Here is a 25,973-nt window from a genome sequence, read left to right as displayed (position 1 = left end):
TTCAGTGCCCGAAGCCCGGCTGCGGCGTCCAGGTCGGGCCGGTCAACCGGGGGCCGTCCGGGGTCCACTCCAGCCGGTCCAGACACAGCCGCCGGGCGGTCTGGGCCACGTCCCAGGCGTGGTAGACCAGCACGTCCTGACCCGCAGGCGTGCGAACCAGCGAATTGTGCCCCGGCCCGGTGACGTGCCCCGGCACCGTGCTGAGGATGGCCGGGCCGCCTTGGTGCGGCTCGGTCCACGGTCCCAGCGGCGAGGACGCTGCGGCATATGACACGCCGTAGCTGGGATTGGTCCAGGCGCCGCCCGAATAAAAGCAGTAATAACGCCCTGAGCGCTTCACTACGCAGGGGCCTTCCAGGGTGTGCCAGTCGTGCTCGGCGCCGTAGATGCTGCGGCTGCGCTGATAGATCTGCCAGTCCTGGCTGGGCCGCAGGACGGTGTGCCTTTCGCCCTCCAGGCGCACCATGTCTGCCAGGCGCTGCACGACCAGCGAGGTGCCGACCCGCTCACCCTCCAGCACGTCGGTGGCGTAGTAGAGGTACCACTGGCCGTCCTCGTCCCGAAACGGGCTGGGGTCGATGGCGAAACTCAGCTCCGGCGTCAGCACCAGTTCCTGATCGATGAAGGGGCCAGCCGGGTGATCCGAGACCGCCACTCGCAGATGGTGGCCCTGATCGCCCCGGCCCGCCGAGTAGTACAGGTAAAAGCGGCCCTGATGGTGCGCCACTTCCGGCGCCCAGTAATCGGTCCAGCCGCCCTCCGTGAGCGGCGCGAGCACTCGCCCGGCAGCCGTCCAGGTGGTCAGGTCGGGTGAGGTCAGCAGCGGAAAGACCCCGCCTGGCCCCGGCGCCGTGCCGTAGGCGTAGTAAGTGCCGCCGTGCTCCAGCACGAAGGGATCAGCGAAATAATCGGGGAAGACGGGGTTGGTGTAGGTGGTCAAGGGCGGCTCCTGCGGGGCAACGAAACAGATTGGACCTGAGAATCTAGCAAAAGGGCTATCCGGTAAAGGATAGCCCTGGGCAGCCCGGCCCGTCTTCAGCTCGGCTTGAGGCTCTGAGGGCACTTCACCTTCAGGGCCGTGCCGGAGCGAGCTGGGGCCGGGTGGTGGCCTTGACGGACGGCACCCCGTTCGTCCACTTCAGCGGATCGAGCCGCAGGGACCTCACGCCGCCGGTGGTGTAGCCGACCTCACCGGCCTTCCAGGCGTGGTAGTACATCCAGCTCGCGCCCCCGGCGTCCTCGATGACGCCCTGTCCACCCGGCCCGGCGACCTCGCCCTGGCTGACCAGCAGCGGGTTATTCGCCGACTTCTTGAACGGCCCGCTGGGTGAGTTGCCCACCGCGTAGCCCACCGCGTAGGTGTCGCTGTCCCAGGCCGCCGCCGAGTAGAACAGGTAGTACTTCCCGGCGCGGCGGTAGACGCTGGGCGCCTCGATCAGATTGCCCTCCCACAGCGCACCGTTGTAGAGCAGATCCGTCGGTTTGCCGCTCAGCGTCAGACCGTCAGGTGACAGGCGCTGGACCCACAGCCCGGTCAGCAGGTTGCAGCAGTTGCCGTCGCCCTTCCAGTACAGGTAGTGCTGACCGCCCGCGTCGGTAAAGCCCTGGGCATCGATGCTGCCGCCCTCGCTGAGCTGACAGACCAGCGGTGCGGCAGAGGCGCTGACGAACGGCCCGGTGGGCGCCTTCGAGGCCGCCACGCCGATGCACTGGCGCCCGCTGCCTACGTGCCGGGCGGTGAAGTACAGCCGGTAGCCGCCCGCGACCGCCATCACCGAGGGCGCCCAGGTGTTGCCGCCGCTGGCCCACTTCGGCAGCACCGGCAGGGCGTTGCCCAGCGCCTGCCAGTTGACCAGATCGCCGGAACTCGACACCGGCACGTCCACGCCGCCCGCATTGGTGCTGTAGGCGTAGTAGGTTTTGCCCACCCGCAGCAGTTCGGGGTCGGCGAAATCGCTCTCTATGACCGGGTTGCTAAAGGTGGCGGCGGCGCTGGCTATTGGGCTGGCGGTGCTCCTGACCGGGCCAGCGCCCCCGGCCAGCACCAGGCCGCCCAGACTCAGGCTGCTGCCCAGTGCCAGCAGCGCCAATTTTAAACGAATTCGTTGCACCTTCATTTCCCGCATTCGTCCTGCGTTCAGGGTAGGCCCTACTGCGAGCTGAACGATGAACATCCCCTAGAGCAGTACTCCGAATTACGCCACGGGGAAAACAGCCTCCCCGCGCCTCCATTCTGCGTCCTGCTCAGTCAAAACTACTCGCTCCGCTCGGTCATAAAAAGGGTCTTTTTATGACATCTGCTCTAAACAAAAGCCGGACTCGCCCTGGTGTCCGCCCTGATCCGGACGTCAGGGCCGCAGCAGGTGATCCCCGCTGCGCTCCGGGCGGCGGGCTTCCTGGGCGACCACCGGTTCCGGATCGGCGCTCAGCATCTGGCGCAGTCTCTCCGGCAGCTCGAAGCGGCTGGCCACGTTCAGGCGCACCCCGGCGTCGGGGTCGGCGCTCAGGGTGGCGAGTTGCGCCTCGATCAGCTCCGGATGCAGCGCGGCGGTGCGGCGGACCCCGGCGTTCGTATCCAAGCACAGCAATTTGAGCACGTCGGGGCCTGCGCCCTCGCCCAGCGCCGCAGCGCGGCGCACCTCCGGGTTCTCGTCGCGGCACAGGTGCAGTAGCCGCGCCTCGCCCAGATCGGGCCGCACGGCCAGCACCGTTCGCACGGCAGGGTCTGTGTCGCGCATCAGCACGTCCAGCGTGGTGCCTGGCAGCTTCAGGGCACTGGCCACATGCAGCCGGATGTCCTGCTCCGGAGAGCGGGCCAGCCGCGTCACGGCCTCGTCGGGCAGGTCATCGCGTTCCAGCAGGGCACGCCGCACGGTCTCGGACTCGTCGTCGGCCAGTCTCAGCAGGGTGTCGGCGCTCAGATGGGGCCGCCGGGCCAGCGCGGCGCGGACTTCGGGGTCATCGTCGTGTTCGGCCAGCCGCAGCCAGGTCTCCGGTACCGCCCAGGCTTGCAGGGTCGCGGCCCGCACGCCCTCGACTGCCGAGGCCATCAGTGCCTCGCGCACGCTGTGGGGCAGGTCCATGCGCCGGGCCAGCGCCGAGAGCACGTCGGCCTCCTCGTCGGTCGCCAGTTGCAGAATCAGCTTCAGCGGCAGATCGAGGCGCCGGGCCAGGTGCGATCTGACCATGCTGTGGGTGTCGTGGGCCAGACCTTCGAGCAGGCTGTCCGGCACGTCTGGGCGCAGCGCCACCGCCTTGCGGACGTCGTAGTCGTCGTCGCTGGCGAGCCGTCCCAGCAGGTCGGCAGGCAGGTCCGGGCGCTGGGCGGCGGCCTCGCGCACCTGCCACAACGCACTTTCGGCCAGCATCCGCACCTTGGCCTCGCTGAGCACGTTGCGCCGGGCGACGGCCAGCACGGCGTTCACGCTCTCGTGGCGCATGGCAGCGTCCTGCACCCATTCCGGCGCTGCGGGCAGGGCGGCCAGCGCGGCCACGCCCATATCCGGAAACTCGGAGAGCAGGTGCGGGTGGGCCAGGCGCAGCAGGGTCAGCGCCGGGTTGGTCAGCACCTCTGTGGGGTGTCTCTCGGCCAGCAGTCCCAGCGTGTGCGGCGGCGTGTTGGGATGCCGGGCGACGGCGGCGCGGACTCCGGCGTCGGGGTGGGTCGCCAGCGAACTCAGCAGCTCGGCGGTGGCGCGCGGTCCCTGAGCTGCCGCCAACGCCGCCTGAGCGTCCGGGAGAGGGCGAGTGGCGGAGTCGAAGGTCATGGGGGGCATTCTAGGGGAGCGGGGAGGGGGCAAAGGCGTTCGCCGCCCGGATACACTGACTCCACCTTGCCCCGCCCCCTGCTGGTTCTCGACCTCGACGAAACGTTGTGGTGCGGCGTTCCTGATTCTACTGCGCCCGGCGGCCTGCGCCTGCTGCTGCGCCCGCACCTGCGCGAGTTTCTGGAAGGCGTCTCGGCCCACTACGATCTGGCCGTCTGGACGGCGGCGAGCGAGGACTGGATGCGCGAGGGGCTGACCCAGCTTCACGCCCATACAAGTTACGATCTCGCCTCCGCCGCTGTGTTTCTTTGGCACCGGGGGCACTGCACCGTCAGGCGGGAGGAAGACGGTAGCTACAGCTTTCGCAAACCGGCCCGCAAGTTCAAAGTCGGCTGGATACGGGAGCATTACCCACGAGATCGGATTCTGGCCGTCGACGATCAACCTGCGAATTACGCCAGCGGCTACGGCCATCTGGTGCGGGTCAGCGAGTGGATGGGCGACCCGGAGGACGACGAGTTGCTGAAGCTGGCAGCGTATCTGGTGTCCATCGTGGGCGAACCGGACCTGCGACGATTGGAGAAGCGGGGGTGGCGAGGCAGAGTCGAGTCCTGACCTGCCTCAGCCAAACCGGCGTTCCATCAGCTTGTAGACCTTGCTGTCGTTGCGGGCGGCGATCACGGCGATAGTCACGACCGTCAGGACATTGCTCTGCTCGTCCAGGTCGTAGACGATGCGGTACTCACCGACATCGACCCGGAAGAAATTCCAACCTTTCGCCCTGAAATGCTGGCCCCGGATGGCTTTGGCGTCGGCAGGCTTGGGGTCGCGTTCGAGATCGTCGAGCTTCTGGCTGATCTGGCGCAGGTGCTTAGCGTTGCCGATCTTACCCAGGTCTTTTTCGGCTGCCGAATCAAACTGAATCTCGACCGTCGGTATCAGCTCGGTTTCAGAGTCCTCGCTCGGTCTTGATGTCTCGCCAGCGTCTGGGAGCGGCGCCTTCGGCTTTGCTTTCTTCGAGTCGCTCACTTGCTACCATTCCCCAGTAAGCATCTTCGAGGCGTTCGAGCAGTTCCAGATCTTCGACGCTGACGAGAACTGCCGCCGGTTTGCCGTTGCGGGTGATCGTTACCCGTTCGTGGCCGTAGCTGACGCGGTTGATGACATCGTTGAAGGCAGCCCGCACCTCGCTGGCACTGATTTTACCTTTGGCGCTCACTGTTCACCTTCTGCATGGAGGATGAGGTCAATCGCTGTTCCATGTCGTGCCTCGATCACAGCGAACGGCTGTGGTAGCAAAAGTCGGGAGAGGATATTCTGAAATCGAAACGCAGGCCGAGCTGCGTCTCAACTCAATGTACATGTTGTACAAAATATACATTGTATGAGTCTTCTCACTCCCCACGTCCCGCCCCCTACTGCCCGTCCTCCAGCCTCAGCACGTCCCCGAACGGAAAGCCGCTGTCTTCCAGCCCGCCGGGTGGCACGACCCACAGCGTGGGCGCACGCGGGGCGCTCACCGGGAAATCGCCGTACCCGTCCGTCAGGTAAATAATCACGTCCGGTTCGGCGGCCTCGGCCTTCTCGAAGACCGGCTTGAAATCGGTGCCGCCGCCGCCCTGGGGCGCAGGGATGTCGTCGCCGGGGCGCAGCTCGTAGGGGCCATACGCTTCGGTGTCGGCGTAATAAAGCGTGGCCTTGACGTGTGGATACGCGCCCAGCACGCCCTGCACCTCCGCGATCAGGGCGCGCACCGCCTCGTCGTCTACGCTGCCGGAGGTGTCCACCGCGATCAGGGCCTGGAGGCTCTCGTCGTCCAGCGCCTCCAAATACAGGCCCCGGCCCACGAAGCGCCTATCGAAGCCGCCGAAATCTACCGGAGTTCGCGCCAGAAAGCGCCACAGTTGCGATTTCCAGTCGAGCCGGGCGCTCTCCAGGCGCCGGAGTTCGCGGTGCAGGCCCAGCGGATCGGTGCCTTTGCCCGTCATGGCCTCGACGCTGCGGGCCTGGGCCAGGGCCTGGTCCCATTGCCGCTTGGCTGCGTCGCCGGGTCGCTTGCCTTTGGGCGGCGCGTCGGACGGCGGCCCGTCGAGGAGGTCGTTCTCGTTCTCGTCGCCGTCACCGTCGTCCTGAAGGGAAACGTAGACCTCTTCCACGCTGAGCTGCTCCAGATGCTCGTCGCGCCTGGACCCCTCGGTCAGCGGCAGCCCGGCCTGGGCGACCATGCCGTTGACGATCAGGTTGGCGGCGCGGTTCCACTTGGCCTTCTCACGCGGCCCGCGCCGGGGCAGGTGTGAGAGGGCGGCGTGCAGAACCTCGTGCAGCAGCAGCCCGTCGAAGGCGTCGGGGCTGAGCTGGCTGGCGTTCTCCGGGTTGACATAGACCCGCTCGCCGTCGGTGGCGGCCAGCGGCACTTCCCGGCTCGGCACGATCTCGGCGTGCAGCAGCAGCGTGGCGAAAAAAGCGCTCTTGCCGCGCAGCCTCAGCCGCGACCCGGAGACCAGGCGCTCGAAGGCGGGGTCAGGTGGGGCCACAGGCCATCCAGATCAGTGTCACGCGTTGGCCAGCTCGGCGGCGCTGCCGACCAGCCCGGCCAGTTCGGGGTCGCGCTCCATCAGCTCGACCAGATCGGCCAGGTGGCCCAGCGCCTGGAACTTGCTGACCAGCGTCGCCACATACAGTTGCAGCCACTCCGGCCCGGCCCCGTTCGCCAGCCAGCGAAAGGCCGCGTAGCCCTCGGCGGCATTGGCGGCGCGGGCAGCCAGGCCCACCACGACGGCGTAGCGCACGCTGGGTTCGGGCGGCAGCCGCAGTCCCAGCCCGCCGCCGCTGAGCACTTCACCCAGGTCGGGGAGCTGCTCGTACAGGCGCACGAAGGCCATGAACTCGGCGCCCGCCGCCTCGCCGATGGCCGGGGCGATGTCGAGCCCGGCGCGGTGCAGCGTAGACGCCATCTCCCAGGCGCGGGGGCTGGGCCAGGCCGGTTGGGTGCTGTCCAGGCGGTGCAGCAGCTCAGGCCGGAAGGTCAGGAAGGCCAGAATCTGCTCGTGCAGCCCCCTCCCCAGGGCGTAGCTGCGCCAGGAATCGAAGTCGCTCCGCACGGTCAGGTGCAGAAAGCGGTTGGCCAGCGGCGCGGGCATGTCGAAGACGCTGGCGCGGTCCTCCTTGCGGTTGCCCGCCGCCCACACGAACCAGTGCGGCGGCAGGTCGTAGCTGCCCACCTTGCGGTCCAGAATGAGCTGCTGGGCCATGCCCTGCATGGTGGGCGGAGCCATGTTGACTTCATCGAGGAACAAAATGCCCCGGCCACCCGTCGGCAGAAACTCCGGCGGATACCACTTGGACACCCCGCCGCCGTGTCCGTCGCTGTCGGCCACTGGCAGGCCGCGCAGGTCGGTCGGCGCGAGCTGCGAGAGGCGCACGTCCACGAACTCCAGATTGTTGGCACGGGCGATCTGCGCCACGATGCTCGATTTGCCCACGCCGGGCGGCCCCCAGATCATGGTGGACAGCGGCAATGCCTGCTCGACGAGGGCGGTGAGGTAACGGTGCAGCTCAACAGGGGTCAGGGTCAAGGGGGTCTTCCTCCGGGGCGCGGCGCCGTGAGTGGGGCCGCAAGGTAACTACGAGCCTAGCGCCTGGGAGTTGCGAGGGGTGGGGCGGAGGGCACGGTGGGGGTGGGGGATGAATACCGTTTTGCTTGGGACAGGCTGGGAGGGCGTTGACGACAGAATCGTTCTGACTGTTCGATGTCAAAGCGTGAAGCTGTTGACCTCTCTCCTTCGGAGCTTTACAAGTCGCCCCCTGCGGGTGAGTCGCAGACCTGCTTACAGAGGGGGCGACCAGGCAGCAAACCCGCCCCATGCACGCCATTCTTTCAGTCCCATGTCACTGCGTTCAGCATGATGATCTTACGGCGCGGCGCTCACCTCACCTCGTCAGAGCCGATACTGAAGACCTGCTTCCCTTCCCATCTTCAAACCTTGTTAAACTCGGTCCAACAATTCCTGCCCGACCCTGATTCCTAACCCCGGAGGTTGCCCGTGCTGCCGCTCAGTTCCAAGATTGCCTTTTTCATATTCGCCTTTGCGTTCGGTGGCCTGGGCGCCTGGGGGTTTTACCGCCTGTACCTGCGGATTCGCCGGGGCGCTCCTGCGACTGAACGGCGCTTCGACAACCTGCCGGGGCGCATCGGCTCCGCGCTGGTGACCACGCTTACCCAGTCACGGACCTTCCGGGGCCGCACCGCCATCAGCGTCCTGCACAGCTTCATCTTTTACGGCTTCACCTATTACCTGCTGGTCAACGTCGTGGACGGGCTGGAAGGCTATGTCCACTTCAACATCACGTCGGGTAGTCCGCTTGGCGCCGTCTACAACCTGCTGGCCGACATCCTCAGCTTTCTGGTCTTGCTGGGCGTGGCGTCGCTGCTGATCCGCCGCACGCTGCTGCCCGCCAGGCGAGATTTCCTCTTTAACGGCAAGAGCCTGCTGCATCCCTGGGTGAAAGGGAACTACATCCTGCGCGACTCGATCATCGTCAGCAGTTTTATCCTGTTTCACGTCGGCAGCCGGGTGATCGGACAGGGCGCCAAGCTGGCGATGGAGGGCACCGACGCCTGGCAACCCTTCACCAGCACCGTCTCGCACCTGTTCAGCCCAAATAACGCGGAGTTCTGGCGCGTGTTCGGCTACTGGGGCGCACTGGGCAGCGTCCTGGCCTTCCTGGCGTACTTTCCCTACACCAAGCACGTCCACATCTTCATGGCGCCGCTGAACTACGCCTTCAAGCGCCAGGCGAATTCCGGCACCATTCCGCCGATGAAGAACCTCGAAGCGGCGATGGAGCAGGACGACCCCAAACTGGGCGCCGCCAAGCTCGAAGACCTCGAATGGCCCCGGCTGCTCGACGCCTACGCCTGCATCCAGTGCAACCGCTGTCAGGACGTCTGCCCGGCCAACGCCACTGGCAAGGCGCTGAGCCCCGCCGCGCTGGAGATCAACAAGCGCATGGAGTTGAACCGGATCGCCAGCCACGCCAGCCCGTTTACCCTCCAGACTGCCCCGTTTGAACTCGGCGCCATGACCGAGCTGCCGCTGCTGGAATTCGCCATCGACGAGGCGTCGCTGTGGGCCTGCACGACCTGCGGCGCCTGCATGGAGGTCTGCCCCGTTCAGGACGAACAGATGCTCGACATCATCGACATCCGCCGTCAGCAGGTGATGGTGGCCGGGGAGTTTCCGCCGCAGCTCCAGAGCGCCTTCCGGGGCATGGAGCGGGCACAGAATCCCTGGGGTTTGTCCCGTGACAAGCGCTTCGAGTGGGCCGACGGCCTGAAAGTACCGACCACCCTTGAGAACCCCACCCCCGACGTGCTGTACTGGGTCGGCTGTGCGGCCAGCTACGACCCCGGCGCCCAGAAGGTGGCCCGCAGCTTCGTGCAACTTCTCGACAAAGCAGGTGTGAACTACGCCGTGCTGGGCAAGAAGGAAGCCTGCACGGGCGACAGCGCCCGGCGGGCGGGCAACGAGTTCCTGTTTCAGTCGCTGGCGGCGCAGAACGTCGAAACGCTCAACAGCGTCCAGCCGAAGCTGATCGTGGCGACCTGTCCGCACTGCATGAACACCATCGGCAACGAGTATCCGCAGCTCGGCGGCCATTACCGCACCATGCACCACACCGAGTACCTGGAAATGCTCTTAGCCTCCGGGCAGCTCGTGACTGCGCCGCTGGATACCCTCGTGACCTACCACGATCCCTGTTACCTGGGTCGCCACAACGGCGTCTACGATGCGCCCCGCGACGTGATCCGGGCGATGGGCAGCGAAATTCTGGAGCTGGAGCGCAGCCGAGAGGGCTCGTTTTGCTGCGGCGCGGGCGGCGCCCAGTTCTGGAAGGAGGAGGAAGCCGGTGATGAGCGCATCTCCGACAACCGCTTCAAGGAGATTCAGGCGCGGCTGGACAGCGCCACCGAGAACGCCGCCGCTTACGCTGATGGGAAGGGGGCTGAGGGTAAAGTGCTGGCCGTCGGCTGCCCGTTTTGTAAATCGATGCTCAGCTCGACGCCGACCAAGCAGGAGCGCGACGACATCGTGATTAAAGACGTGGCCGAGTTGCTGCTCGAAAGTGTTAATCGAGGTGTCAACCGGGCCAGCGGCGAGTTGCCGCACCCGCTCCAGCCTGCACCGGAAGCGGCCACCGCGCCGATTGCCCACCAGCCGACGGCGCCGGATAGTCGTTCGCCCGAAAGTGACCCCGCCGCCGTGGTGGGGGAGACGAGCGCGTCCGCCATCAACGCGCAGCCAGGCGAGGTGCAGGCCGAACCCGCCGAGGTCGCACCCGTTCGCAAGAGGTGGGGCCAGAAGGATGCGGTGACGCCGGAAGCCGCTCAGCCGCCTAACGATGATGTCAGTTCGGTCCCGGTTGCCTTGCCCGCCGAGCCTGAGCTTCCCGCTGCGCCGCGCAAGAAGTGGGGCCAGAAAGACGACGTGAGCAAGGTCGGTGGGGAGACCGAAACCGTGATAGCGCCAGTCGAAACCGCCGTCCAACCTAACGCTGCTGAGCGTCCGAAGTGGAAGCCTGGTGCGCCAAACATTGAAACGCAGCCAGAACCGGTAGCGCCAGAAATCACCGCTGAACCGTCCGTGCCCGAAACCAAAGCTGAGCGTCCCAAGTGGAAAGCCGGGGCAGCGGCGCCAGTCGTCCAGCCCGTACCAGACATTCAGGCGGCGACGGAGATCACGCCTTCAATTCAGGTCGAGTCGGCGACCCCGGCGGAGCGCCCCAAGTGGAAGCCCGGCGCGGCGGTGCAAACTCCATCTGCTCCGCCTGTCCAGTCCCAGCCGGACGCCCAGGCGACGGCTCCAGCTCAGCTTGACGACGTGCAGGCGGCGTCCCCAGTCGCTCCCGTCCCGCCTACCGAACGTCCGAAATGGAAGCCGGGCGGCGCGAAGGTCGAGGTTGAGCCTGTGGATGCCGGGCCTGCCGCTCAGACAATTCAGCCTGTGCCTGCGTCCGAAGTCGCGCCTCCCACTCAGCCTGGGGCGACCACCCGCCCGAAATGGACGCCGAAAGTGGCGGCCCTGGCTACTGAAACGGCTGTCCCAGTTGCCGAAACGGCTGTCCCAGACGCTGCCGGGTTGGTGCGGGACCATTCAGCCCAGATCGACACCGCCCCCTCTGGCCTGGAGGTCGCCCCCGCCCGCAAGAAGTGGACGCCAAAAAAACCTGCCGACGGCTGAATTTAACGTGCCACACACATTTCGCCTCCGCCCGATGAAGTCTCTACACCTAAACCCACATTAACCGTATGGTTTTTAGGACTAGACTTCGCCCATGTGGGTTTCAACCAAAGCTCAGTACGGTTTGCGTGCCCTGATCGACATCGGTCAGCGCCCCGGCGCGGCGGTGCCGCTCAAGGACGTGGCTCAGCGCCAGGACATCAGCCAGCACTATCTGGAGCAGATCGCCAGCAACCTGCGCCGGGCGGGCTTCATCCGCAGCGTGCGCGGCGCCCACGGCGGCTACCGGCTGTCGCGGGCTGCCGATCAGATCAACACCTGGGACGTGGTGGTGGCGATGGAAGGCAGCATCGCCCCGGTGGCCTGCATCGAGGACGACCACGCCTGCGAGCGCACCGGCAACTGCTCCACGGTGGGCCTGTGGCGTCGGGTGGACACCGCCATCCGTGACGTGCTCGGCAACACCACCCTGGCCGACCTGATGGCCGAGGAAAACGCCGCCCTGCACGCTCAACTGGTGCAGATTGAACAGGTGCCGGGCCGCTTTGGGCCGCAGGGCGCATCGCTCTAGAGCAGATGTCATAAAAAGACCCTTTTTATGACCGAGCGGAGCGAGTAGTTTTGACTGAGCAAGGCGCAGAATGGAGGCGCGGGGAGGCTGTTTTCCCCGTGGCGTAATTCGGAGTACTGCTCTAGGCTGTCTGATGCAGATGAACGCGTCTCCGGAACGTGGGGAGGTGTTTTTATGGTGTCTGGACGGTGTTTCGCGGCGGTTCTGAGTTGCCGGACATGACCCCTCTGCTGCACAGGGTTCAGGCCCGATAGGTGCGGCCAGGCGCCCTCATGGGCCTCCGTTCTGGCCAAGAAGCCGTTCCGCTCAAGACGCTCTGCGAGTCCGTCTGCTTCGCAGCCACCTCCCCTCTCTTCGAGCTGTACCAGTCAAAGTGAGGCAAAAGCGCTTTGAGTGAGGCTCCTGTGTAGGGGGTCGGTTGCCAAATAGCCCGGCAGCTCGCCCCGGCCCTGCACTATCCTGCTTCCCATGTACGCCCGACTCAAACCGCTGCTGTTCAGGCTCGACGCCGAACGCGCCCACCACCTGACCATGACCGCCTCGGCCTGGGCGGGCCGGGTGCCGGGGCTGGGCGCCGCGCTGGGCCGCCTGAATCAGCCGACGGCGGCGGCGCTGCGCCAAACCCTGTGGGGCCAGGTGTTCGCCTCGCCGCTGGGCCTGGCGGCGGGCCTGGACAAGAACGCCGAGGCCGTCGCCGTCTTCTCGAATATCGGTTTCGGCTTTCTGGAAGTCGGCACGGTTACGCCCAGGCCGCAGGCGGGCAACCCGGCGCCGAGGCTCTTTCGGCTGCCCGAAGACGGAGCGCTGATTAACCGGATGGGCTTCAACAATCACGGTCTGGAAGCGCTGAGCGCTCACCTGCGAGGCCACCACGCCGTGCCGATCTGGGCCAACATAGGCAAGAACAAACAGACCCCCAACGAGCAGGCGCAAGGCGACTACCGCGCCGGGGTCCGGGTGCTGGCGGGCGTGGCCGACGGATTTGTCATCAATGTCAGCAGCCCGAATACGCCGGGGTTGCGTGCCCTGCAACACGAGGGTGAGCTGTACAGCCTGGTCCGCGCCGTGCTGAACGAGGCTGAGGCCGGGCGAATCAGAACCTTGCGGCCCGCCTTGCCGGTGCTGGTCAAACTGGCGCCCGACCTCAGCCCGGACGACTTCGCCGCCAGCGTGGACGCCGCAGCGCGGGCCGGTGCCCACGGACTCATTGTCTCGAATACGACGCTGGGCCGCGCCGGTCTGACCCATCCCCACCAGACCGAGGCGGGCGGCCTCAGCGGGCGGCCCCTGGGCACGCGCAGTACCCAGCTCGTGCGCGAGGCGTACCGGCTCACGGGTGGCACGTTGCCCATCGTCGGTGTCGGCGGGGTGTTCAGTGCCCAGGACGCCTACGCCAAGATTCGCGCCGGGGCCAGCCTGGTCGAGCTGTACACCGCCCTGATCTACGCCGGGCCGGGCCTGCCCAGGCAGATCAACGCCGGGCTGCTGAAGCTGCTGCGCCGTGACGGCCTGACCCACATCAGCCAGGCTACCGGGATGGACGCCTGAGCGCCCGGAAGCTCAGCGGACCCGCACGCCCTTGCTGGCGGGCTGCCTGCGAATCCAGGCCACGAACTTCCGCACGTCCGGCTGCCCCAGCAGGGCGCCGACAGAGCTGAAGTCCCCGGCCAGCTCGGCGTTACTGAAGGTCTTGTGCAAAAGGCTGTGGCAGGCCGGACACAGCAGTACGGTAGGTAGCTCGGCGATCTTGACGCCTCGGCGGCGCCCCTGTGAGCGGGGAATCAGGTGATGCTCGGTCAGGCGCGGGGTTTCTCGCCCGCATAAACCGCAGAAAGGGTCCGGCTGAGGCGCTGGTGGCCAGTTGGAGTTGGGCCAGTCGGATAGGGGAAGGCGGCGGGCCATCTCGCCCACTGTGGCGCAGCGGGGCCACCTTGACCGTGGGGTTTGCTGGGGTGCGCCGTTACGGAGGCGCAGGTGTCATAAACCGGTCAGACCTGCTGCGTTAAGTATTAGGTGATGACGGCCATTCTCACCGACTCGACCTGCGACCTCTCGCCGCAGGAGCTGCGCCGCCTGGGCGTGGGCGCCGTGCCGCTCGACATCCAGATGAACGGTCAGTCATACAGCGACTGGGACGATATAGACACCAAGGCGGTGTTTCGTGAATTGCAGCAGGGCCGGGCCGTGGCCAGCTCGCCGCCCAGCACCGAAGCCTTCGTGCAGACCTACCGTCCCCTGCTGGGGGCGCACCAGGACATCATCAGCATTCATATTTCGGCCAAGCTCTCCGGAACGCTGAGCCGCGCACGCGAGGCCGCCGAGTACCTGGGCGCCACGGACCGCATTCATATCGTGGATTCCGGTTTTTCCAGCATGGCGCTGGCCGAGCAGGTGCTGCGTGCCGCCGAGCTGACCGAGCAGGCCCTGAGCGACAACGAGATCGACACCGAGGACATTCTGGAGGCGCTGGGGCGGCTGCGTCACTACACCGTCGGCGAATTCTGCGTCGGGTCGCTGGAGCATCTGCGCCGCGCCGGGCGGGTCTCGCGCAGCCGGGAGATCCTGGGCAATCTGCTGGGACTCCGGCCCATCCTGGCCTTCAAGGACGGCGCCATCGTGCCGGTCCGCACCGTGCAGGAGAAAAAAGCCATGCACAACATCATCGCCGCGCTCGAAAAGCAGTTCGGGAGAACGCCGCTGTCGGTCACGGCCATCAACGCCGGGCAGGACTCCGACCGCATCGCGGAACTCAAAGGCGCCTTGCAGGACTCGTCGCTCAACATTCAGCGCGGGCGCTTGCAACTCTTCGGCGCGGCGGTGGGCGCCAACCTGGGGCCGGGCAGCTTCGGTTTCATGGCCGTGCCCATCGACGCCCTGCTCTGAAGTCAGTCGGCTGAAAACGATTTCAGACAGACTCAGAGCAGTACTCCGAATTACGCCACGAGGAAAACAGCCTCCCCGCGCCTCCATTCTGCGCCTTACTCAGTCAAAACTACTCGCTCCGCTCGGTCATAAAAAGACCCTTTTTATGACATCTGCTCTAGACGGGCACCATAAAAAACGCCGCCTCCGGGGTCGGGGGCGGCGTTCGTGGTGAGAAGGCTTATTCGGCGGAGATGCGGGCCAGGGCGGTCTCGTCGCGCAGGGTGATCTTGCCGTAACCGGCGCTGATTACGCCGTCGCGGCTGAGTTCGCCGACGACCTTGGTGACGGTCTCGCGCACCGAGCCCACCGCAGCGGCCAGCTCGTCGTGGGTGGCATAGATCATGGTCTCGCCGCTATCGAGCTGGGTCGCCAGGGCGGTGTCCTTGAGTTCCAGCAGCTCGCCAGCGATGCGGGCGCGCAGCCGCTTGCCGACCAGGCGGTAGATGCTCTCGTAGGCGCGCTCCAGGGTCCTCACCAGGTGGGTGGTGACCTGAAGGTTGTCCTCGTTGCTCATCAGCGCCGGGTTGATGACGTCCACGGTGCTGTCGGTGACGGCCTCGGCGAAGTACTGACGGTCCAGACCAGCCAGGGCCTCCTCACCGAAATACTGGCCGGGCTTGACGTAGCGCAAAGTCAAGCCGTTGCCGTCGTCGTCCATGGTGTGGATGCGGACCAGGCCGCTGGCGACGCGGTAGAGCATCTCGGACTTGCCGGGGTAGAGGATGACGACGCCGGGGCGGTAGGTGATGGTATCGACAAAAGTCTTTTCGAGGAGCATGGGGGCCTCCTGAGGCTGAGAGGGGGTGTCGGGGACCAGGACAATCCTGGCTATGACCACACTGTACAGCTAACTCACAGTTTTGTAAACATTTTTGTATCTTTAATAAATGATTGAATCACAAACGTGAAGAATCCTGCATTGTGTGGGGAGGCGCTGACTGACTGGTCAGATGAGAAAAATCGGATGCGTCTGGGACGCTGGCAAAACCCCGTGTGCAGGTTTGGTGCAGGGTCAGGCCGCTTCGCCTTCATCTTTGCCCGACCAGTAGATTAGGAGTCAATGAGGAGAATCCGGAATCGGGTGAATAGGGGTCAGTCGAGGGTAGGGCCAGCCGTAGCTGCTCCCCTGGGCAGTGAGCTGCGCTGATCTCAACTGGATATACGCGACTTGGCGGCCAACTGGATTTGGGAAGAGGTTCACAGTCTCATACGAGATGAAATTGATTTCACGTCACCCAGCGACCCCTCACCCTTCCGCCGCTTTGCGGCTCCCTCCCTCTCCCCAGGGGAGAGGGCTGGGGTGAGGGGTGTGTCATCGGCCATGAGCATGTCTTGAACTTATTTAAATTTCGTATCAGGCCGGAGGTTGACGCTCCCCTGAATGTTCGTACACAGGCGGCAGGCCGCGACCACCGCCGCACCTGCCGCTCCAATGCCTTCTGTTGCTTACAACTCGCTGTTTACAATTCATCCTCGCGGGGAATCGAGAAGGCGCTGATAACCCTGTCTTTGTCCTGCACGTTGATGACGCGCACGCCCTGGGCGTTGCGGCCCGTGACGCGGATGTCGTCCACGCGGGTCCGGATGACCGTGCCCTTCTGGGTCAGGACCATCAGTTCCTCGTTGCCGCCCACGCGGGTCAGGGCCACCAGGGCGCCGGTCTTCTCGGTGACGTCGAGCGTGATGACGCCCATGCCGCCGCGCCCCTTGCTGGGGTAGTCGCCCACCGGGGTCCGCTTGCCCAGGCCGTACTCGGAGACGGCCAGCAGCTCGCTCGCCTCGTCGCCGCCGGGCACCAGGGTCATGCTGACCACCGCGTCGCGGCCCGCCTCGGCGCTCTCGTCCTCGCGCAGCCGGATGCCGATGACGCCCTGGGTGGCCCGTCCGGTGTCGCGCACCTCCGCAGAGTCGAAGCGCATGGCCTTGCCGTTGCGGGTGGCCAGCACCACATGGTCGCCGTCCTGAACGATGCCCACGCCGATCAGCTCGTCACCGCTCTGCAAATTGATGGCAATCAGGCCCGCCGAGCTGATGTTGCCGTAATCGGTGATCTCGGTCTTTTTGATGACGCCGTTCTTGGTGGCGAACACGAAGCAGCCCGACTGCTCGAAGCTGTGGACGCTCAGCACCGAGGCGATGTTTTCCTCGTCGCGCAGGCCCGGCAGCAGGTTGCGGATGTGCGAGCCCTTGGCGTCGCGGCCCGCTTCCGGCAGGTCATAGATCTTCTCGTGGAAGACCCGGCCCGCGTCGGTGAAGAACAGCAGGTAGTCGTGCGTGGAGCCGACAAACACGCGGGTGTTGATGTCCTCGTCGCGCAGCTTGCCGCCCGAAGCGCCCCGGCCCCCGCGCTTCTGCTCGCGGTAGTTGGCCAGGTTGGTGCGCTTGAGGTAGCCCGCCCGCGTCATGGTGATGACCATATCCTCGACGGCGATCAGGTCCTCGCGGTTGATGTCCTCTTCGAGTTCGGTGACCACCGTGCGGCGCTCATCACCGTACTTGTCCCGCAGCTCGCGGAACTCGCGGCGAATCTCGCGCCACAGCAGCTTCTTGTCGCCCAGGATGCTGCGCAGGCGGGTAATCAGGGTGCTCAGCTCGTCGAACTCGCCCTGGAGACGGCCCCGCTCCAGCCCGGTCAGGCGCTGGAGCCGCATATCCAGAATGGCCTGAGCCTGAATGTCGCTGAGGGTAAAGCGCTGCATCAGGCTGTCCTTGGCCTCGGCGCCGGTATTGCTGCGCCGGATCAGCGCGATGACCTCCTCGATGTGGTCGAGCGCCTTGAGCAGACCCTCCAGCACGTGGGCGCGGGCGGCGGCCTGCTTGACCTCGTATTCGGTGCGGCGGGTCACCACGTCGGCGCGGTGGGCCAGGAAGTACATCATGGTGTCGACGAGCGGCAGCACGCGCGGCTGGCCGTCCACGATGCTGAGGTTCATGACCGTGTAGGTGGTCTGGAGCTGGGTGTACTTGTAGAGCTGATTGAGCACCAGCGTGGGAATGGCGCCGCGCTTGAGCTCCACCACGATGCGCACGGGGTCCTTGCGGTCCGATTCGTCGCGCAGGGCCGAGATGTCGGGAATTTTACCGGCCTTGTACATCTGCGAGATGGTCTGGATCAGGTTGGTTTTATTCACCTGATACGGAATCTCGGAAATGATGACCTGGTTGCGCCCGTTCTTTTCCTCGATGCGGGCCTTGCCGCGCACCTTCAGGCCGGAGTGGCCGGTCAGGTACGCCTCGCGGATGCCGCTCTTGCTGATGCGCCCACCGGTCGGGAAATCGGGGCCGGTCACATGGGTCATCATCTCGTCGAGCGACATCTGGGCAGCCTTCTCGGCGGCGGTGTCGCCCGGCTTCTCGGTGATCGCCAGCAGCCCATTGAGAATCTCGGTCAGGTTGTGCGGCGGAATGTTGGTCGCCATGCCCACCGCGATGCCCGACGCGCCGTTGACCAGCAGGTTGGGAAAGGCCGCCGGAAGGACGCTGGGCTCCTCGGTGGTCTCGTCGTAGTTGGCCTTGTGCATCACCGTCTCTTTCTCGATATCGGCCAGCACCTCCTCGGCCAGCTTGGTCATGCGGGCCTCGGTGTAGCGCATGGCGGCGGCGGCGTCACCGTCCATGCTGCCGAAGTTGCCCTGCGGATCGACCAGGGTGTAACGCATGTTCCACCACTGGCCCAGCCGCACCATCGCGTCGTAAATGGAGCTGTCGCCGTGCGGGTGGTACTTCTTCATGACCTCGCCGACCACCGCCGCCGACTTGGCGTGCTTGTGGTTGCTCAGCAGCCCTTCTTGCAGCATGGCGTACATGATCCGGCGCTGCACCGGCTTCATGCCGTCGCGGACATCCGGCAGCGCCCGGTCCACGATCACGTTCATGGCGTAATTGATAAAATTGGTTTTGACTTCGGTGGTGATGTCAACAGGTAAAATTCCGGTCACGGTGACTCCAGGGAAAGGCCGCGCCCAGCGTGAGCCGAGCGGGTGAAATGGAAATGCCTGAGCGCCCTAGCGGCGAGGCGTGTAGTCTACCATAAAATTATGCTACGTACATAATACGGTGACCACCGGGCAACCTGTTCAGTATAGCGTAAACGGGGTGGGGATTGCTCGTGTGGGGGCGGGGAATGTGGGTTTGCTGCGCAGGCTAACTGGACACTTGAGAGGGTATTTTCCGACTATCGTTTTCATCTCTAGCGCACCAGCCCAGCCGCTGCTTTGACTACACTCCAGCCATGCTGCCTGACCGCGCTGCCGCCCAGATCCTTCTGGCCGAAGCTGAAGCCGTCAATCCTGGCGCCTGGGTGGCGCATTCGGTGGGCGTAGCCCGCGCCGCCGAATTGATCGCCCAGAAGCATCTGGCGCTCGACCCCGAACGCGCTTACGTGCTGGGACTGCTCCACGACATCGGACGGAGAGGCGGCCCCAACCGGGACCGCCACATTCTCGACGGCTACGAGTACCTGACTGGGCTCGGTTACGCCGACGCCGCCCGGATCGCCCTGACTCACTCGTTCGTCATTCCCGAACTCAGTACCTTGCAAGGTGACTGGGACGGCACGCTAGAAGAACATGCCCGTCTGGTATGCCCGTCTGGGAACGCTCCTCTCTGCCGCCTTGCTCACAGAAGAAGACCGGCTGCTGCAACTCTGTGACATGTTGGCCCTGGCTGAGGGCTTTTGTACGGCGCAGGAGCGCATCGTGGACGTGGCGCTACGCTACAGCGTAAATGAACTGACGACGGCGAAGTGGCGGGCGCAATTCGCGCTCAAGGCTCACTTCGATGCGGCCTGCGGCGTGAATATCTACCAGTTGCTGCCGGGGTTGTGCGAGCGGTTACTGAGATGAATCAGGCGTTTCAATACTCACAGCCCCTGAATCAGCCGCAAGCCGTCCTCGACGCGGCGTAGCAGGTCTTCAGGCAAGGCACCGATTCGGGATTCCAGGAATTCACGGTCTACCGTCACGACCTGCGTTACGTTGACCACGCTGTCTTCGCTCAGGCCCGTCTGGTGAGCCGAGACCCGCACGTTGCCGGGCAGGTCGCCCAGCGCCATATTCGTTGTGACCGAGACGGCCAGCACGGTGGCGAGCCTGGAGCGGTTGAAGCGGTTGATCTGGATAATCAGGACCGGACGCCGGTATCCAGGTTCGCTGCCGACTGGCTCCGGTAGGTCAGCCCACCAGAGTTCGCCCCGGTAAAGCACCGCACCGTCGCTGGGCGGCGTCACCCGTGGCGCTTGAGTGTGGTGCGTTGCAGCCCAGCCAGGCCAGGGTCGAGGCGCGTATCGGTGTGGTCGGCCACCCGGTTGATCGCCTCGGTCAGCGGGTCGATCTCGTTGGCTTCGAGGAAGGCGCCGAGCGCCTGGGTGTACAGTGCGCTGCGGGTCAGGCCGCGCTCACGGGCCAGCCGTTCGGCAGAGGCAAATACTTCATCGGGCACGGAGACGGCGGTTTTCATGCTCTGAGTATACCAACCGTTATACCGTGTGGAAGTAACATGTCCGAGCGGGTTCAGCGTGACTCGCTCTCGCCTGACCCCCTTGCTCCCCCGCTTCCCCTACAATCGGCTGCATGAACTGCCCTCCGCCTGAACCAGTAGCGCTGCTGGGGACACGCCCATAACCCGCCCCGCCTTCAAGGGCAAGCGCCCCCGCGTGCTCAGCGCCGACGCCGCCGTGAGCGTCCTCGACGTGGACAAGAGCTTCGGCAGCGTCCAGGTACTCGACGACGTGGACCTGGATATCCGCAAGGGCGAGTTCTTCAGCCTGCTGGGGCCGTCGGGCTGCGGCAAGACCACCCTGCTGCGTATCCTGGCGGGCTTCGAGCAGCCGGACGCTGGGCAGATCATTATCGGCGGGCGCGATATGACCGGGGTGCCGCCGCACCTCAGGCCGGTCAACACCGTGTTTCAGAGCTACGCCCTGTTTCCGCACCTGAACGTCTACGACAACGTGGCCTTCGGGCTGCGCATGAAACGGGTGCCCGCCGCCCAGCAACGCGAGCGGGTGGGCAGGGCGCTCGAAACGGTCCGCATCGGTGACCTGGCCCGCCGGAGGCCCGATCAGCTCTCCGGCGGTCAGCGCCAGCGCGTCGCCCTGGCCCGCGCCATCGTGGGCGAGCCCCAGGTGCTGCTGCTCGACGAGCCGCTCAGTGCGCTGGACCTGAAACTGCGCAAGGAACTCCAGGTCGAACTCAGCAACCTTCAGGAGACGCTGGGCATCACCTTTGTCTTCGTCACCCACGATCAGGAGGAAGCGCTGGTGATGTCCGACCGCATCGCCGTGATGAACCGGGGCCGGGTCGAGCAGCTCGGCAAGGCCGAGGACCTCTACGAGCGCCCCCGCACGGCCTTCGTGGCGAACTTTCTGGGCAGCTCCAACCTGATCGAGGGCACCGTCAAGGCCGTCACTCCGGAAGGCGCCACCGTCCAGACCGTGCATGGCCCGCTGATGACGCACCAGGGCGCTCATCTCAAGATCGGCCAGTCGGTGACGCTGAGCATCCGGCCCGAAAAACTGCGCATGGAGCGCGACGACGAAACCGAAGGCAACGAGGTCCGTGCCCGCGTGGACGACATCGTGTATACCGGCGCCGAGAACCAGTACCTGCTGAAAGCCAACGGTGAGCGCCTGATCGTGTTCCAGCTCAACGCCGACCTGGGCGCCGACGAGGATTTCGACTACGAGGAAGACGTGGCGCTGTACCTGCCGCCGGGCAACCTGATGGTGCTGGAGGAAGGGTGAAGGGGGTGAGGGAGAATCTGATGTATGGGGCGGGGACGCTACCCGGAAGCCCCCTCGCCCCGCTGCTTCGCAGCACCCCTCTCCCGCAGGGGGCGACTGGTACAGCTCTGAAGGAGAGGGGTCAAGAGCGATCCAACAAGTTGTCTGAGTATCAACTTCGTCCCGTATCAACAACTCATGTCGCCTGCTCGGTGAGTCAACAACAGAAATATACTTCGGACTTTTTCCCATGCTGAGCTTCCGCCGATTCCTCGCCAGCCTCGGTCCTGGCACCGTCTGGCTGGTCATCTTCGTGGTCGGCCCGGCGCTGATTTTGCTGGCCTACTCGTTTCTGACGCGCACCGATGTCGGGCAACTCGGCGCCCCCGTCACGCTGGAGAACTGGCAGCGCATCTTCGGCTACGACGCGCTGTTTCAGGAGTGGGTGCCCGACAACCTGCGGGTGCTGCTGCGCAGCGTCCTGGTGGCCGCAGTCAGCACCTTCGTCTGCGTGCTGCTGGGCTACCCGCTGGCCTTCTACATCGCCGCGCAGCCACCGCGCCGCAAGAACGTGTTGCTGCTGCTGCTGATCTTGCCGTTCTGGGTCAATTTCCTGATCCGGGTCTACGCCTGGATCATCATTTTGCGCCCGTTCGGGCTGGTGCCGAGCACGCTGGCGGTGTTTCTGGGCATGACCTACGCCTACCTGCCGTTTTTCGTGCTGCCGGTGTATTCCAGCGTCGAAAAGGTCGACTGGCGACTGGTCGAGGCCGCCGAGGACCTGGGCGCCACGCCGGTTCGGGCGTTCTGGGCGGCCATCTTTCCGCAGACGCTGCCGGGGCTGATCGCGGGCGTGATCCTGACCTTCATTCCGGCGCTGGGCACCTTCATTGTCTCGGACCTGCTGGGCGGCTCCAAAACGGCCCTGATCGGCAACCTGGTGCAAGACCAGTTCGGCCAGGCGGGCGACTGGCCTTATGGCGCGGCGCTGAGTTTCCTGCTGCTGGGCGCGGTGCTGCTGGGGCTGTGGCTCTACGCCCGCCTGGCCGGGCAAAAGGGTCTGGAGGAGTTGATATGAACATGGGTGTGGGGTGTGGGAAGTGGGAAGTGGGAACGGAGGCCAGCGCTAGAGCCAGGCGCCAGAGCGGGGTCAGTGACGGCGGCGCAACAGCTCCCCTTCGCCCTCCCCACACGCCACAAGCCACAGGCCACAAGCCGCGCGGAGCGCGTTGATGCGCCGCACCTCCCCCGCCCTCGCCGCCTACTCCTGGCTGGTCTACGGCTTTTTGTACCTGCCGATTCTGGTGCTGATCGTGTTTTCGTTCAACAATTCGCGCTTCGGGGCCACCTGGCAAGGCTTTACCCTCAAGTGGTACGGCGTGCTGTTTGGCCGCTCCGACGTGCGCGAGGCGCTGCTGGGAACCTTGCTGGTGGCTATTCCCAGCACGCTGGTGAGTACCGTGCTGGGCACCTTGCTGGGCTTCGGGCTGTGGCGCTACTCGTTTCGCTGGCGTACCCCGCTGACCTTCCTGATGGTCATTCCCATCGTCATCCCCGACGTGGTGATGGGCGTGGGGCTGCTGATGCTCTACGCGCTGGTCCGGACGGTGGTGCCGTTCAGCAACGGCCTCCTGACGGTGCTGCTGGCCCACGTCACCTTTCAGGTCAGCTACGTGGCGCTGACCGTGCGCGCCCGCCTGGCCGGATATGACCGCAGCCTGGAGGAAGCTGCCCGCGACCTGGGCGCCAGTGACCTGCAAGCGTTCCTGCGCGTGACCCTGCCGCTGGCGCTGCCCGGCGTGCTGACGGGGGCGCTGCTGGCCTTCACGCTCTCGCTCGATGACTTCGTGGTCACCTACTTCACGTCGGGCTCAGGCTTCCGGACGCTGCCGGTGCTGATCTACACCAACGTCAAGCGCGGCATCACGCCCGACATCAACGCGCTGAGCGCTTTGCTGGTGGGCGTCACGGCGCTGGTGCTGGTGCTGGCGAGCGTGATTTCGGGTCGCAGCAGTGCGTTCAGGCGCAGCGCCCGGCGGGGCAGGGAAGACTCGTGAAGCGCGGGTTTGCATTTGGCCTGCTGACACTGGCCCTGCTGTCTTGCGCCGTGCTGGGCGGCTGCCGGAAACAGGCCGCCCAGACCGGAAGCGTGACACCCGTTCAGGGGGACGGCAAGACCCTGCGGCTGTTCATCTGGTCGGAATACATCGACCCGCAGGTGGTCAAGAACTTCGAAAAGCAGTTCGGCGCACGGGTCATCACCGACACCTACGAGAGCAACGAGAGCATGCTCGCCAAGCTGGCGGGCGGCGGCTCGAACTACGACCTGGCGGTGCCGAGCAACTACGCCGTGCCGGGCATGATCCGCGCCGGGCTGCTGCGTAAGCTCGATAAAACCCTGCTGCCCAACCTGAAAAACATGGGCAATTTGTTTCCGCGCCTGGACTACGACCCCGGCGGTGTCTACAGCGTGCCGTACCAGTTCGCCGCGACGGGCCTGGCCTACCGGCGTGACCGCAGCACACCTGATCCCCGCGCCTGGTCGCTGATCTTCGGCCCCAGCGACACGCTGAGCTTCGTGCTGCTCGACGACCCCCGCGAGGTGATCGGTGCGGCGCTGAAATACCTGGGCCACAGCGTCAACACCAGCAGCGTGGCCGAGTTGCGCTCCGCCCGTGACCTGCTGCGCCGCGTGGTCGCCAAGCGCGGCTTCAGGGGCTTCGACGGCGGCCCCGGCACCCGCAATCAGTTGCTGGCGGGCAGCGTGGACTACGGCCAGATCTACGTCGGTGACCTGCTGATCGCCACCGAGGAAAACCCCAACGTGCAGGTGTTCTTGCCGCGTGAGGGCACCACCATCAGCCTCGATACGCTGGTGGTGCTGAAGTCCAGCCGCAATGCCGAACTGGCGCACCGATTCATCGATTACGTGCTGCAACCCAAAGTCGGTGCGGCGATCAGCAACTTCACCTACTACTCGACGCCGAACCTGGCGGCCAAGCCCTACCTCAGCGAGCTGCTCAAAAACACCCCGGCGCTCAACCCGCCCCCCAAAGACTTCCAGAACGGCAAACTCGAATTCATCGGCGAGTTGCAGGGCAACCGCACCCGGCGCATCTACGACCGCATCTGGACCGAGCTGAAATCGCGCTGACCTGGACGGCGCTTGGGGTTCGTGCCGGAGCCTGGTGATGGGGGGCGTCACATCCAAACCCGGCTGGTGCGCTTAACTCCTGTTGAGCCGCCCGGAACGCAGGTGGGGACTCGATGTCGGGCCGCAAAGGATGGCAACGTTGAATGTCAGTGTTGAATGGATGCTGAATGCAAGGCAGGGCGATGATGGATGAGTTCGTCGGGGTGATGGTCCTCGGCCTGGCCATGACGGCGGTGGTGGCGGTGCTGGCGGCTGCCCTGCGCTGGAAACAGGGCCAAGGCGAGCGCACGGCGGCGCGGGTGACGAGCTTCAGGCGCACCGCCTCGCCGGGTCCGCTGCGCCCATCGCCCGCCCTGCACAACCTGGACGCCGGGGCGCCCGATCCGGTGGATTTTGCGGGGACCGAGCCGGTGATGGGTCGGCGCGGGCCAGGCGGCTCCTCTGAAACATGACGGGCACGGGAACCTGATGGGCGTGGGTGTTGGGGCACTCACCGGTGGAAAAATGGCCGTGCTAGCCTGAGCGCCACGTGGAAGATACCGACGAAGTGCTGATGGCCCGCATGGCCGGGGGCGACGAGAGTGCGCTGGAGACCCTGCATGGTCGCTACGCCACCTACCTCTACGGCCTGGGGCGCCGGATGCTGCGCCAGCAAGACGACATCGAAGTCTGCGTGCAGGACGCCTTTTTCAATGCCTGGAAGGCGGCGGGACGCTTCGATCCGGGCCGGGCCAGCGTCAAGACCTGGCTGGTCACCATCGCCCACAACCGGATGCTCCAGGCGCTGCGGGACCGGCCCGACGTGGGCCTGAGCCTGGAGGAATGGGACGCGCCCACGGCGGCCCCGGACCGAATCGAGCAGGTCATCGCCCAGCGGGCCGTGGATATTCTGGGCGAGCCGGAGAAGACGCTGGTGGTGCTGGCCTTTTACCAGGGCTTTTCGCACAGTGAACTCTCCGAGCGCACCAACATTCCCCTCGGCAGTGTCAAGACCTACCTGCGCCGCGCCCTGTCCCAGATGCGGGTGTTTCTAGAAACTCCAACCTCGACCCTTTCAGATGCCAATGCCGCCCAGGGAGGTGGTCCGCATGACGCGTAGAGAACTGCAACCCAACGAACTCGAACAGCTCAGCCTGTATGCGTTCGGCCTCCTGGAGACCGAAGCGGCGGCGCGGGTAGCAGCCCGCCTGGAGCGCGACCCCGCCTGGAGAGCCGAGCTGGGCGTGATGCAGGGCACCCTGGCCGGACTCGCCGAAGCCGCTCCCGTGCCTGTGGGCGCGGCCAGGCGACTGCTCGACCGGGTACGCCTGGATGCGGCCCAGAGCGAGGCAACGCAGAGCGTAAAGACCCAGCCGCCCGGCAACCTGAAGCTGAGCGAGGCGCCGCCCAGAGCCCGCCTGCCGTATGGGCCGCTGTTCGCGCTGGCGCTGACCGCCGCCGTGGTCGCCGCGCTGGTCCTGGTGCCGCGCCTGAGCTCTGCGACCCCGGAGCAGCAACTGGGCCGCTACCAGGCCGAGCCGGGCGCCGCCACCACCGCCCTGAAGACCAAAGACGGGCAGGCGCTGGGTTCGGCGGTGCGCCTGAAAGATGGCCG

General features: G+C 65.6%; 25 protein-coding genes and 1 pseudogene. 14 read left to right on the top strand and 12 right to left on the bottom strand.

The window, feature by feature from the left end:
- Position 1 precedes the first annotated feature (1 nt).
- From Q0R23_RS01960 to Q0R23_RS01950, 3 genes are all read right to left on the bottom strand, one after another.
- Positions 2-940 (bottom strand): glycoside hydrolase family 43 protein, encoded by a 939-nt coding sequence (locus Q0R23_RS01960; RefSeq protein WP_293909827.1) that lies wholly within the window; start codon positions 938-940, stop codon positions 2-4.
- Between the two features lie 130 nt (positions 941-1,070).
- Positions 1,071-2,111 carry a glycoside hydrolase family 43 protein gene (locus Q0R23_RS01955; RefSeq protein WP_293909825.1) on the bottom strand — a complete coding sequence of 347 codons (1,041 nt, stop codon included), beginning with the start codon at positions 2,109-2,111 and terminating at the stop codon, positions 1,071-1,073.
- Positions 2,112-2,348: 237 nt separating this feature from the next.
- The gene (locus tag Q0R23_RS01950) at positions 2,349-3,767 is read right to left on the bottom strand and encodes a hypothetical protein (protein WP_366520375.1); all 1,419 of its coding nucleotides are present in this window, start codon (positions 3,765-3,767) and stop codon (positions 2,349-2,351) included.
- 66 nt (positions 3,768-3,833) lie between these two features.
- Here Q0R23_RS01950 and Q0R23_RS01945 point away from each other — a divergent pair, with 66 nt between their 5' ends.
- Positions 3,834-4,382, top strand: coding sequence for an HAD family hydrolase (locus tag Q0R23_RS01945; protein WP_293909821.1), 549 nt, complete (start codon positions 3,834-3,836; stop codon positions 4,380-4,382).
- A gap of 6 nt (positions 4,383-4,388) precedes the next feature.
- Here Q0R23_RS01945 and Q0R23_RS01940 read toward each other — a convergent pair whose 3' ends face one another.
- The 4 genes from Q0R23_RS01940 to Q0R23_RS01925 all read right to left on the bottom strand — a co-directional run bounded on the left by Q0R23_RS01940 (position 4,389) and on the right by Q0R23_RS01925 (position 7,342).
- Positions 4,389-4,796 carry a type II toxin-antitoxin system RelE/ParE family toxin gene (locus Q0R23_RS01940; protein ID WP_293909819.1) on the bottom strand — a complete coding sequence of 136 codons (408 nt, stop codon included), beginning with the start codon at positions 4,794-4,796 and terminating at the stop codon, positions 4,389-4,391.
- Entirely contained in the window at positions 4,717-4,986 is a 270-nt protein-coding gene (locus Q0R23_RS01935) for a type II toxin-antitoxin system Phd/YefM family antitoxin (RefSeq protein WP_293909816.1), read from the bottom strand. The genes Q0R23_RS01940 and Q0R23_RS01935 overlap by 80 nt, the downstream gene beginning before the upstream one ends.
- A 196-nt stretch (positions 4,987-5,182) precedes the next feature.
- A complete protein-coding gene (locus Q0R23_RS01930) occupies positions 5,183-6,301 on the bottom strand; it encodes a VWA-like domain-containing protein (protein ID WP_293909813.1) in 1,119 nt (372 codons plus the stop codon).
- An 18-nt stretch (positions 6,302-6,319) separates the two neighbouring features.
- Positions 6,320-7,342: a MoxR family ATPase gene (locus Q0R23_RS01925; RefSeq protein WP_293909810.1), complete on the bottom strand. Its 1,023-nt coding sequence runs from the start codon at positions 7,340-7,342 to the stop codon at positions 6,320-6,322.
- A gap of 468 nt (positions 7,343-7,810) precedes the next feature.
- On the opposite strand from Q0R23_RS01925, the gene Q0R23_RS01920 reads away from it, so the two are divergent.
- The 3 genes from Q0R23_RS01920 (at position 7,811) to Q0R23_RS01910 (ending at position 13,127) form a co-directional block, all read left to right on the top strand.
- On the top strand, positions 7,811-11,008 hold the full coding sequence (locus Q0R23_RS01920) for a heterodisulfide reductase-related iron-sulfur binding cluster (RefSeq protein WP_293909807.1): 3,198 nt from the start codon (positions 7,811-7,813) through the stop codon (positions 11,006-11,008).
- Between the two features lie 94 nt (positions 11,009-11,102).
- Positions 11,103-11,579: an RrF2 family transcriptional regulator gene (locus Q0R23_RS01915; RefSeq protein WP_293909804.1), complete on the top strand. Its 477-nt coding sequence runs from the start codon at positions 11,103-11,105 to the stop codon at positions 11,577-11,579.
- Between the two features lie 468 nt (positions 11,580-12,047).
- Complete coding sequence (locus tag Q0R23_RS01910; RefSeq protein WP_293909801.1) at positions 12,048-13,127, top strand: quinone-dependent dihydroorotate dehydrogenase; 1,080 nt, start codon at positions 12,048-12,050, stop codon at positions 13,125-13,127.
- Between the two features lie 12 nt (positions 13,128-13,139).
- Here the strand turns inward: Q0R23_RS01910 and Q0R23_RS01905 are convergent, their stop codons facing one another.
- A complete protein-coding gene (locus Q0R23_RS01905) occupies positions 13,140-13,481 on the bottom strand; it encodes an HNH endonuclease (RefSeq protein ID WP_293909798.1) in 342 nt (113 codons plus the stop codon).
- 114 nt (positions 13,482-13,595) lie between these two features.
- On the opposite strand from Q0R23_RS01905, the gene Q0R23_RS01900 reads away from it, so the two are divergent.
- A complete protein-coding gene (locus Q0R23_RS01900; RefSeq protein ID WP_293909796.1) occupies positions 13,596-14,462 on the top strand; it encodes a DegV family protein in 867 nt (288 codons plus the stop codon).
- Positions 14,463-14,682: 220 nt separating this feature from the next.
- On the opposite strand, the gene Q0R23_RS01895 is transcribed toward Q0R23_RS01900, so the two are convergent.
- Both Q0R23_RS01895 and gyrA read right to left on the bottom strand, forming a co-directional pair.
- Positions 14,683-15,282: a helix-turn-helix domain-containing protein gene (locus tag Q0R23_RS01895; protein WP_293909794.1), complete on the bottom strand. Its 600-nt coding sequence runs from the start codon at positions 15,280-15,282 to the stop codon at positions 14,683-14,685.
- A 682-nt stretch (positions 15,283-15,964) separates the two neighbouring features.
- Positions 15,965-18,442, bottom strand: coding sequence for a DNA gyrase subunit A (gene gyrA, locus Q0R23_RS01890; RefSeq protein WP_293909792.1), 2,478 nt, complete (start codon positions 18,440-18,442; stop codon positions 15,965-15,967).
- A 293-nt stretch (positions 18,443-18,735) separates the two neighbouring features.
- On the opposite strand from gyrA, the gene Q0R23_RS01885 reads away from it, so the two are divergent.
- The gene (locus tag Q0R23_RS01885; protein ID WP_293909790.1) at positions 18,736-19,155 is read left to right on the top strand and encodes an HD domain-containing protein; all 420 of its coding nucleotides are present in this window, start codon (positions 18,736-18,738) and stop codon (positions 19,153-19,155) included.
- A gap of 1 nt (position 19,156) precedes the next feature.
- Positions 19,157-19,348: a hypothetical protein gene (locus tag Q0R23_RS01880; RefSeq protein ID WP_293909788.1), complete on the top strand. Its 192-nt coding sequence runs from the start codon at positions 19,157-19,159 to the stop codon at positions 19,346-19,348.
- Positions 19,349-19,365: 17 nt separating this feature from the next.
- Here the strand turns inward: Q0R23_RS01880 and Q0R23_RS01875 are convergent, their stop codons facing one another.
- Both Q0R23_RS01875 and Q0R23_RS01870 read right to left on the bottom strand, forming a co-directional pair.
- A complete protein-coding gene (locus tag Q0R23_RS01875; protein ID WP_293909785.1) occupies positions 19,366-19,731 on the bottom strand; it encodes a type II toxin-antitoxin system PemK/MazF family toxin in 366 nt (121 codons plus the stop codon).
- A complete protein-coding gene (locus Q0R23_RS01870; protein ID WP_293909782.1) occupies positions 19,728-19,961 on the bottom strand; it encodes a hypothetical protein in 234 nt (77 codons plus the stop codon). Before Q0R23_RS01870 ends, Q0R23_RS01875 begins: the two co-directional genes overlap by 4 nt.
- 196 nt (positions 19,962-20,157) lie before the next feature.
- Here Q0R23_RS01870 and Q0R23_RS01865 point away from each other — a divergent pair, with 196 nt between their 5' ends.
- From Q0R23_RS01865 to Q0R23_RS01835, 7 genes and pseudogenes are all read left to right on the top strand, one after another.
- The gene (locus tag Q0R23_RS01865) at positions 20,158-21,246 is read left to right on the top strand and encodes an ABC transporter ATP-binding protein (protein WP_293909779.1); all 1,089 of its coding nucleotides are present in this window, start codon (positions 20,158-20,160) and stop codon (positions 21,244-21,246) included.
- Positions 21,247-21,475: 229 nt separating this feature from the next.
- Positions 21,476-22,303: an ABC transporter permease gene (locus tag Q0R23_RS01860; RefSeq protein WP_293909776.1), complete on the top strand. Its 828-nt coding sequence runs from the start codon at positions 21,476-21,478 to the stop codon at positions 22,301-22,303.
- A gap of 154 nt (positions 22,304-22,457) precedes the next feature.
- Positions 22,458-23,282: an ABC transporter permease gene (locus Q0R23_RS01855; RefSeq protein WP_293909773.1), complete on the top strand. Its 825-nt coding sequence runs from the start codon at positions 22,458-22,460 to the stop codon at positions 23,280-23,282.
- On the top strand, positions 23,279-24,379 hold the full coding sequence (locus Q0R23_RS01850; RefSeq protein WP_293909770.1) for a spermidine/putrescine ABC transporter substrate-binding protein: 1,101 nt from the start codon (positions 23,279-23,281) through the stop codon (positions 24,377-24,379). Before Q0R23_RS01855 ends, Q0R23_RS01850 begins: the two co-directional genes overlap by 4 nt.
- Positions 24,380-24,546: 167 nt before the next feature.
- Positions 24,547-24,831 (top strand): hypothetical protein, encoded by a 285-nt coding sequence (locus Q0R23_RS01845; protein ID WP_293909767.1) that lies wholly within the window; start codon positions 24,547-24,549, stop codon positions 24,829-24,831.
- Positions 24,832-24,908: 77 nt separating this feature from the next.
- The gene (locus Q0R23_RS01840; protein ID WP_293909764.1) at positions 24,909-25,478 is read left to right on the top strand and encodes a sigma-70 family RNA polymerase sigma factor; all 570 of its coding nucleotides are present in this window, start codon (positions 24,909-24,911) and stop codon (positions 25,476-25,478) included.
- Positions 25,468-25,973 (top strand): annotated as a pseudogene (locus Q0R23_RS01835) (hypothetical protein); the annotation flags it as partial. The gene Q0R23_RS01840 and the pseudogene Q0R23_RS01835, both read left to right, overlap by 11 nt.

It is taken from the genome of Deinococcus sp. (assembly GCF_025362455.1).
GTDB lineage: Bacteria > Deinococcota > Deinococci > Deinococcales > Deinococcaceae > Deinococcus.
The sequence above is the reverse complement of the archived record's forward strand: the minus strand, read 5'-3'. Positions and strand labels throughout refer to the sequence as shown.

Excerpts from the sequence above, each read along its gene's own strand:
- Q0R23_RS01950 (WP_366520375.1), bottom strand. The coding sequence starts at position 3,767 with ATGACCTTCGACTCCGCCACTCGCCCTCTCCCGGACGCTCAGGCGGCG.
- Q0R23_RS01915 (WP_293909804.1), top strand. The coding sequence starts at position 11,103 with ATGTGGGTTTCAACCAAAGCTCAGTACGGTTTGCGTGCCCTGATCGAC.
- Q0R23_RS01910 (WP_293909801.1), top strand. The coding sequence starts at position 12,048 with ATGTACGCCCGACTCAAACCGCTGCTGTTCAGGCTCGACGCCGAACGC.
- Q0R23_RS01905 (WP_293909798.1), bottom strand. The coding sequence starts at position 13,481 with ATGGCCCGCCGCCTTCCCCTATCCGACTGGCCCAACTCCAACTGGCCA.
- Q0R23_RS01900 (WP_293909796.1), top strand. The coding sequence starts at position 13,596 with ATGACGGCCATTCTCACCGACTCGACCTGCGACCTCTCGCCGCAGGAG.
- Q0R23_RS01895 (WP_293909794.1), bottom strand. The coding sequence starts at position 15,282 with ATGCTCCTCGAAAAGACTTTTGTCGATACCATCACCTACCGCCCCGGC.
- Q0R23_RS01885 (WP_293909790.1), top strand. The coding sequence starts at position 18,736 with ATGCTGCCTGACCGCGCTGCCGCCCAGATCCTTCTGGCCGAAGCTGAA.
- Q0R23_RS01880 (WP_293909788.1), top strand. The coding sequence starts at position 19,157 with ATGTTGGCCCTGGCTGAGGGCTTTTGTACGGCGCAGGAGCGCATCGTG.
- Q0R23_RS01870 (WP_293909782.1), bottom strand. The coding sequence starts at position 19,961 with ATGAAAACCGCCGTCTCCGTGCCCGATGAAGTATTTGCCTCTGCCGAA.
- Q0R23_RS01860 (WP_293909776.1), top strand. The coding sequence starts at position 21,476 with ATGCTGAGCTTCCGCCGATTCCTCGCCAGCCTCGGTCCTGGCACCGTC.
- Q0R23_RS01855 (WP_293909773.1), top strand. The coding sequence starts at position 22,458 with ATGCGCCGCACCTCCCCCGCCCTCGCCGCCTACTCCTGGCTGGTCTAC.
- Q0R23_RS01845 (WP_293909767.1), top strand. The coding sequence starts at position 24,547 with ATGCAAGGCAGGGCGATGATGGATGAGTTCGTCGGGGTGATGGTCCTC.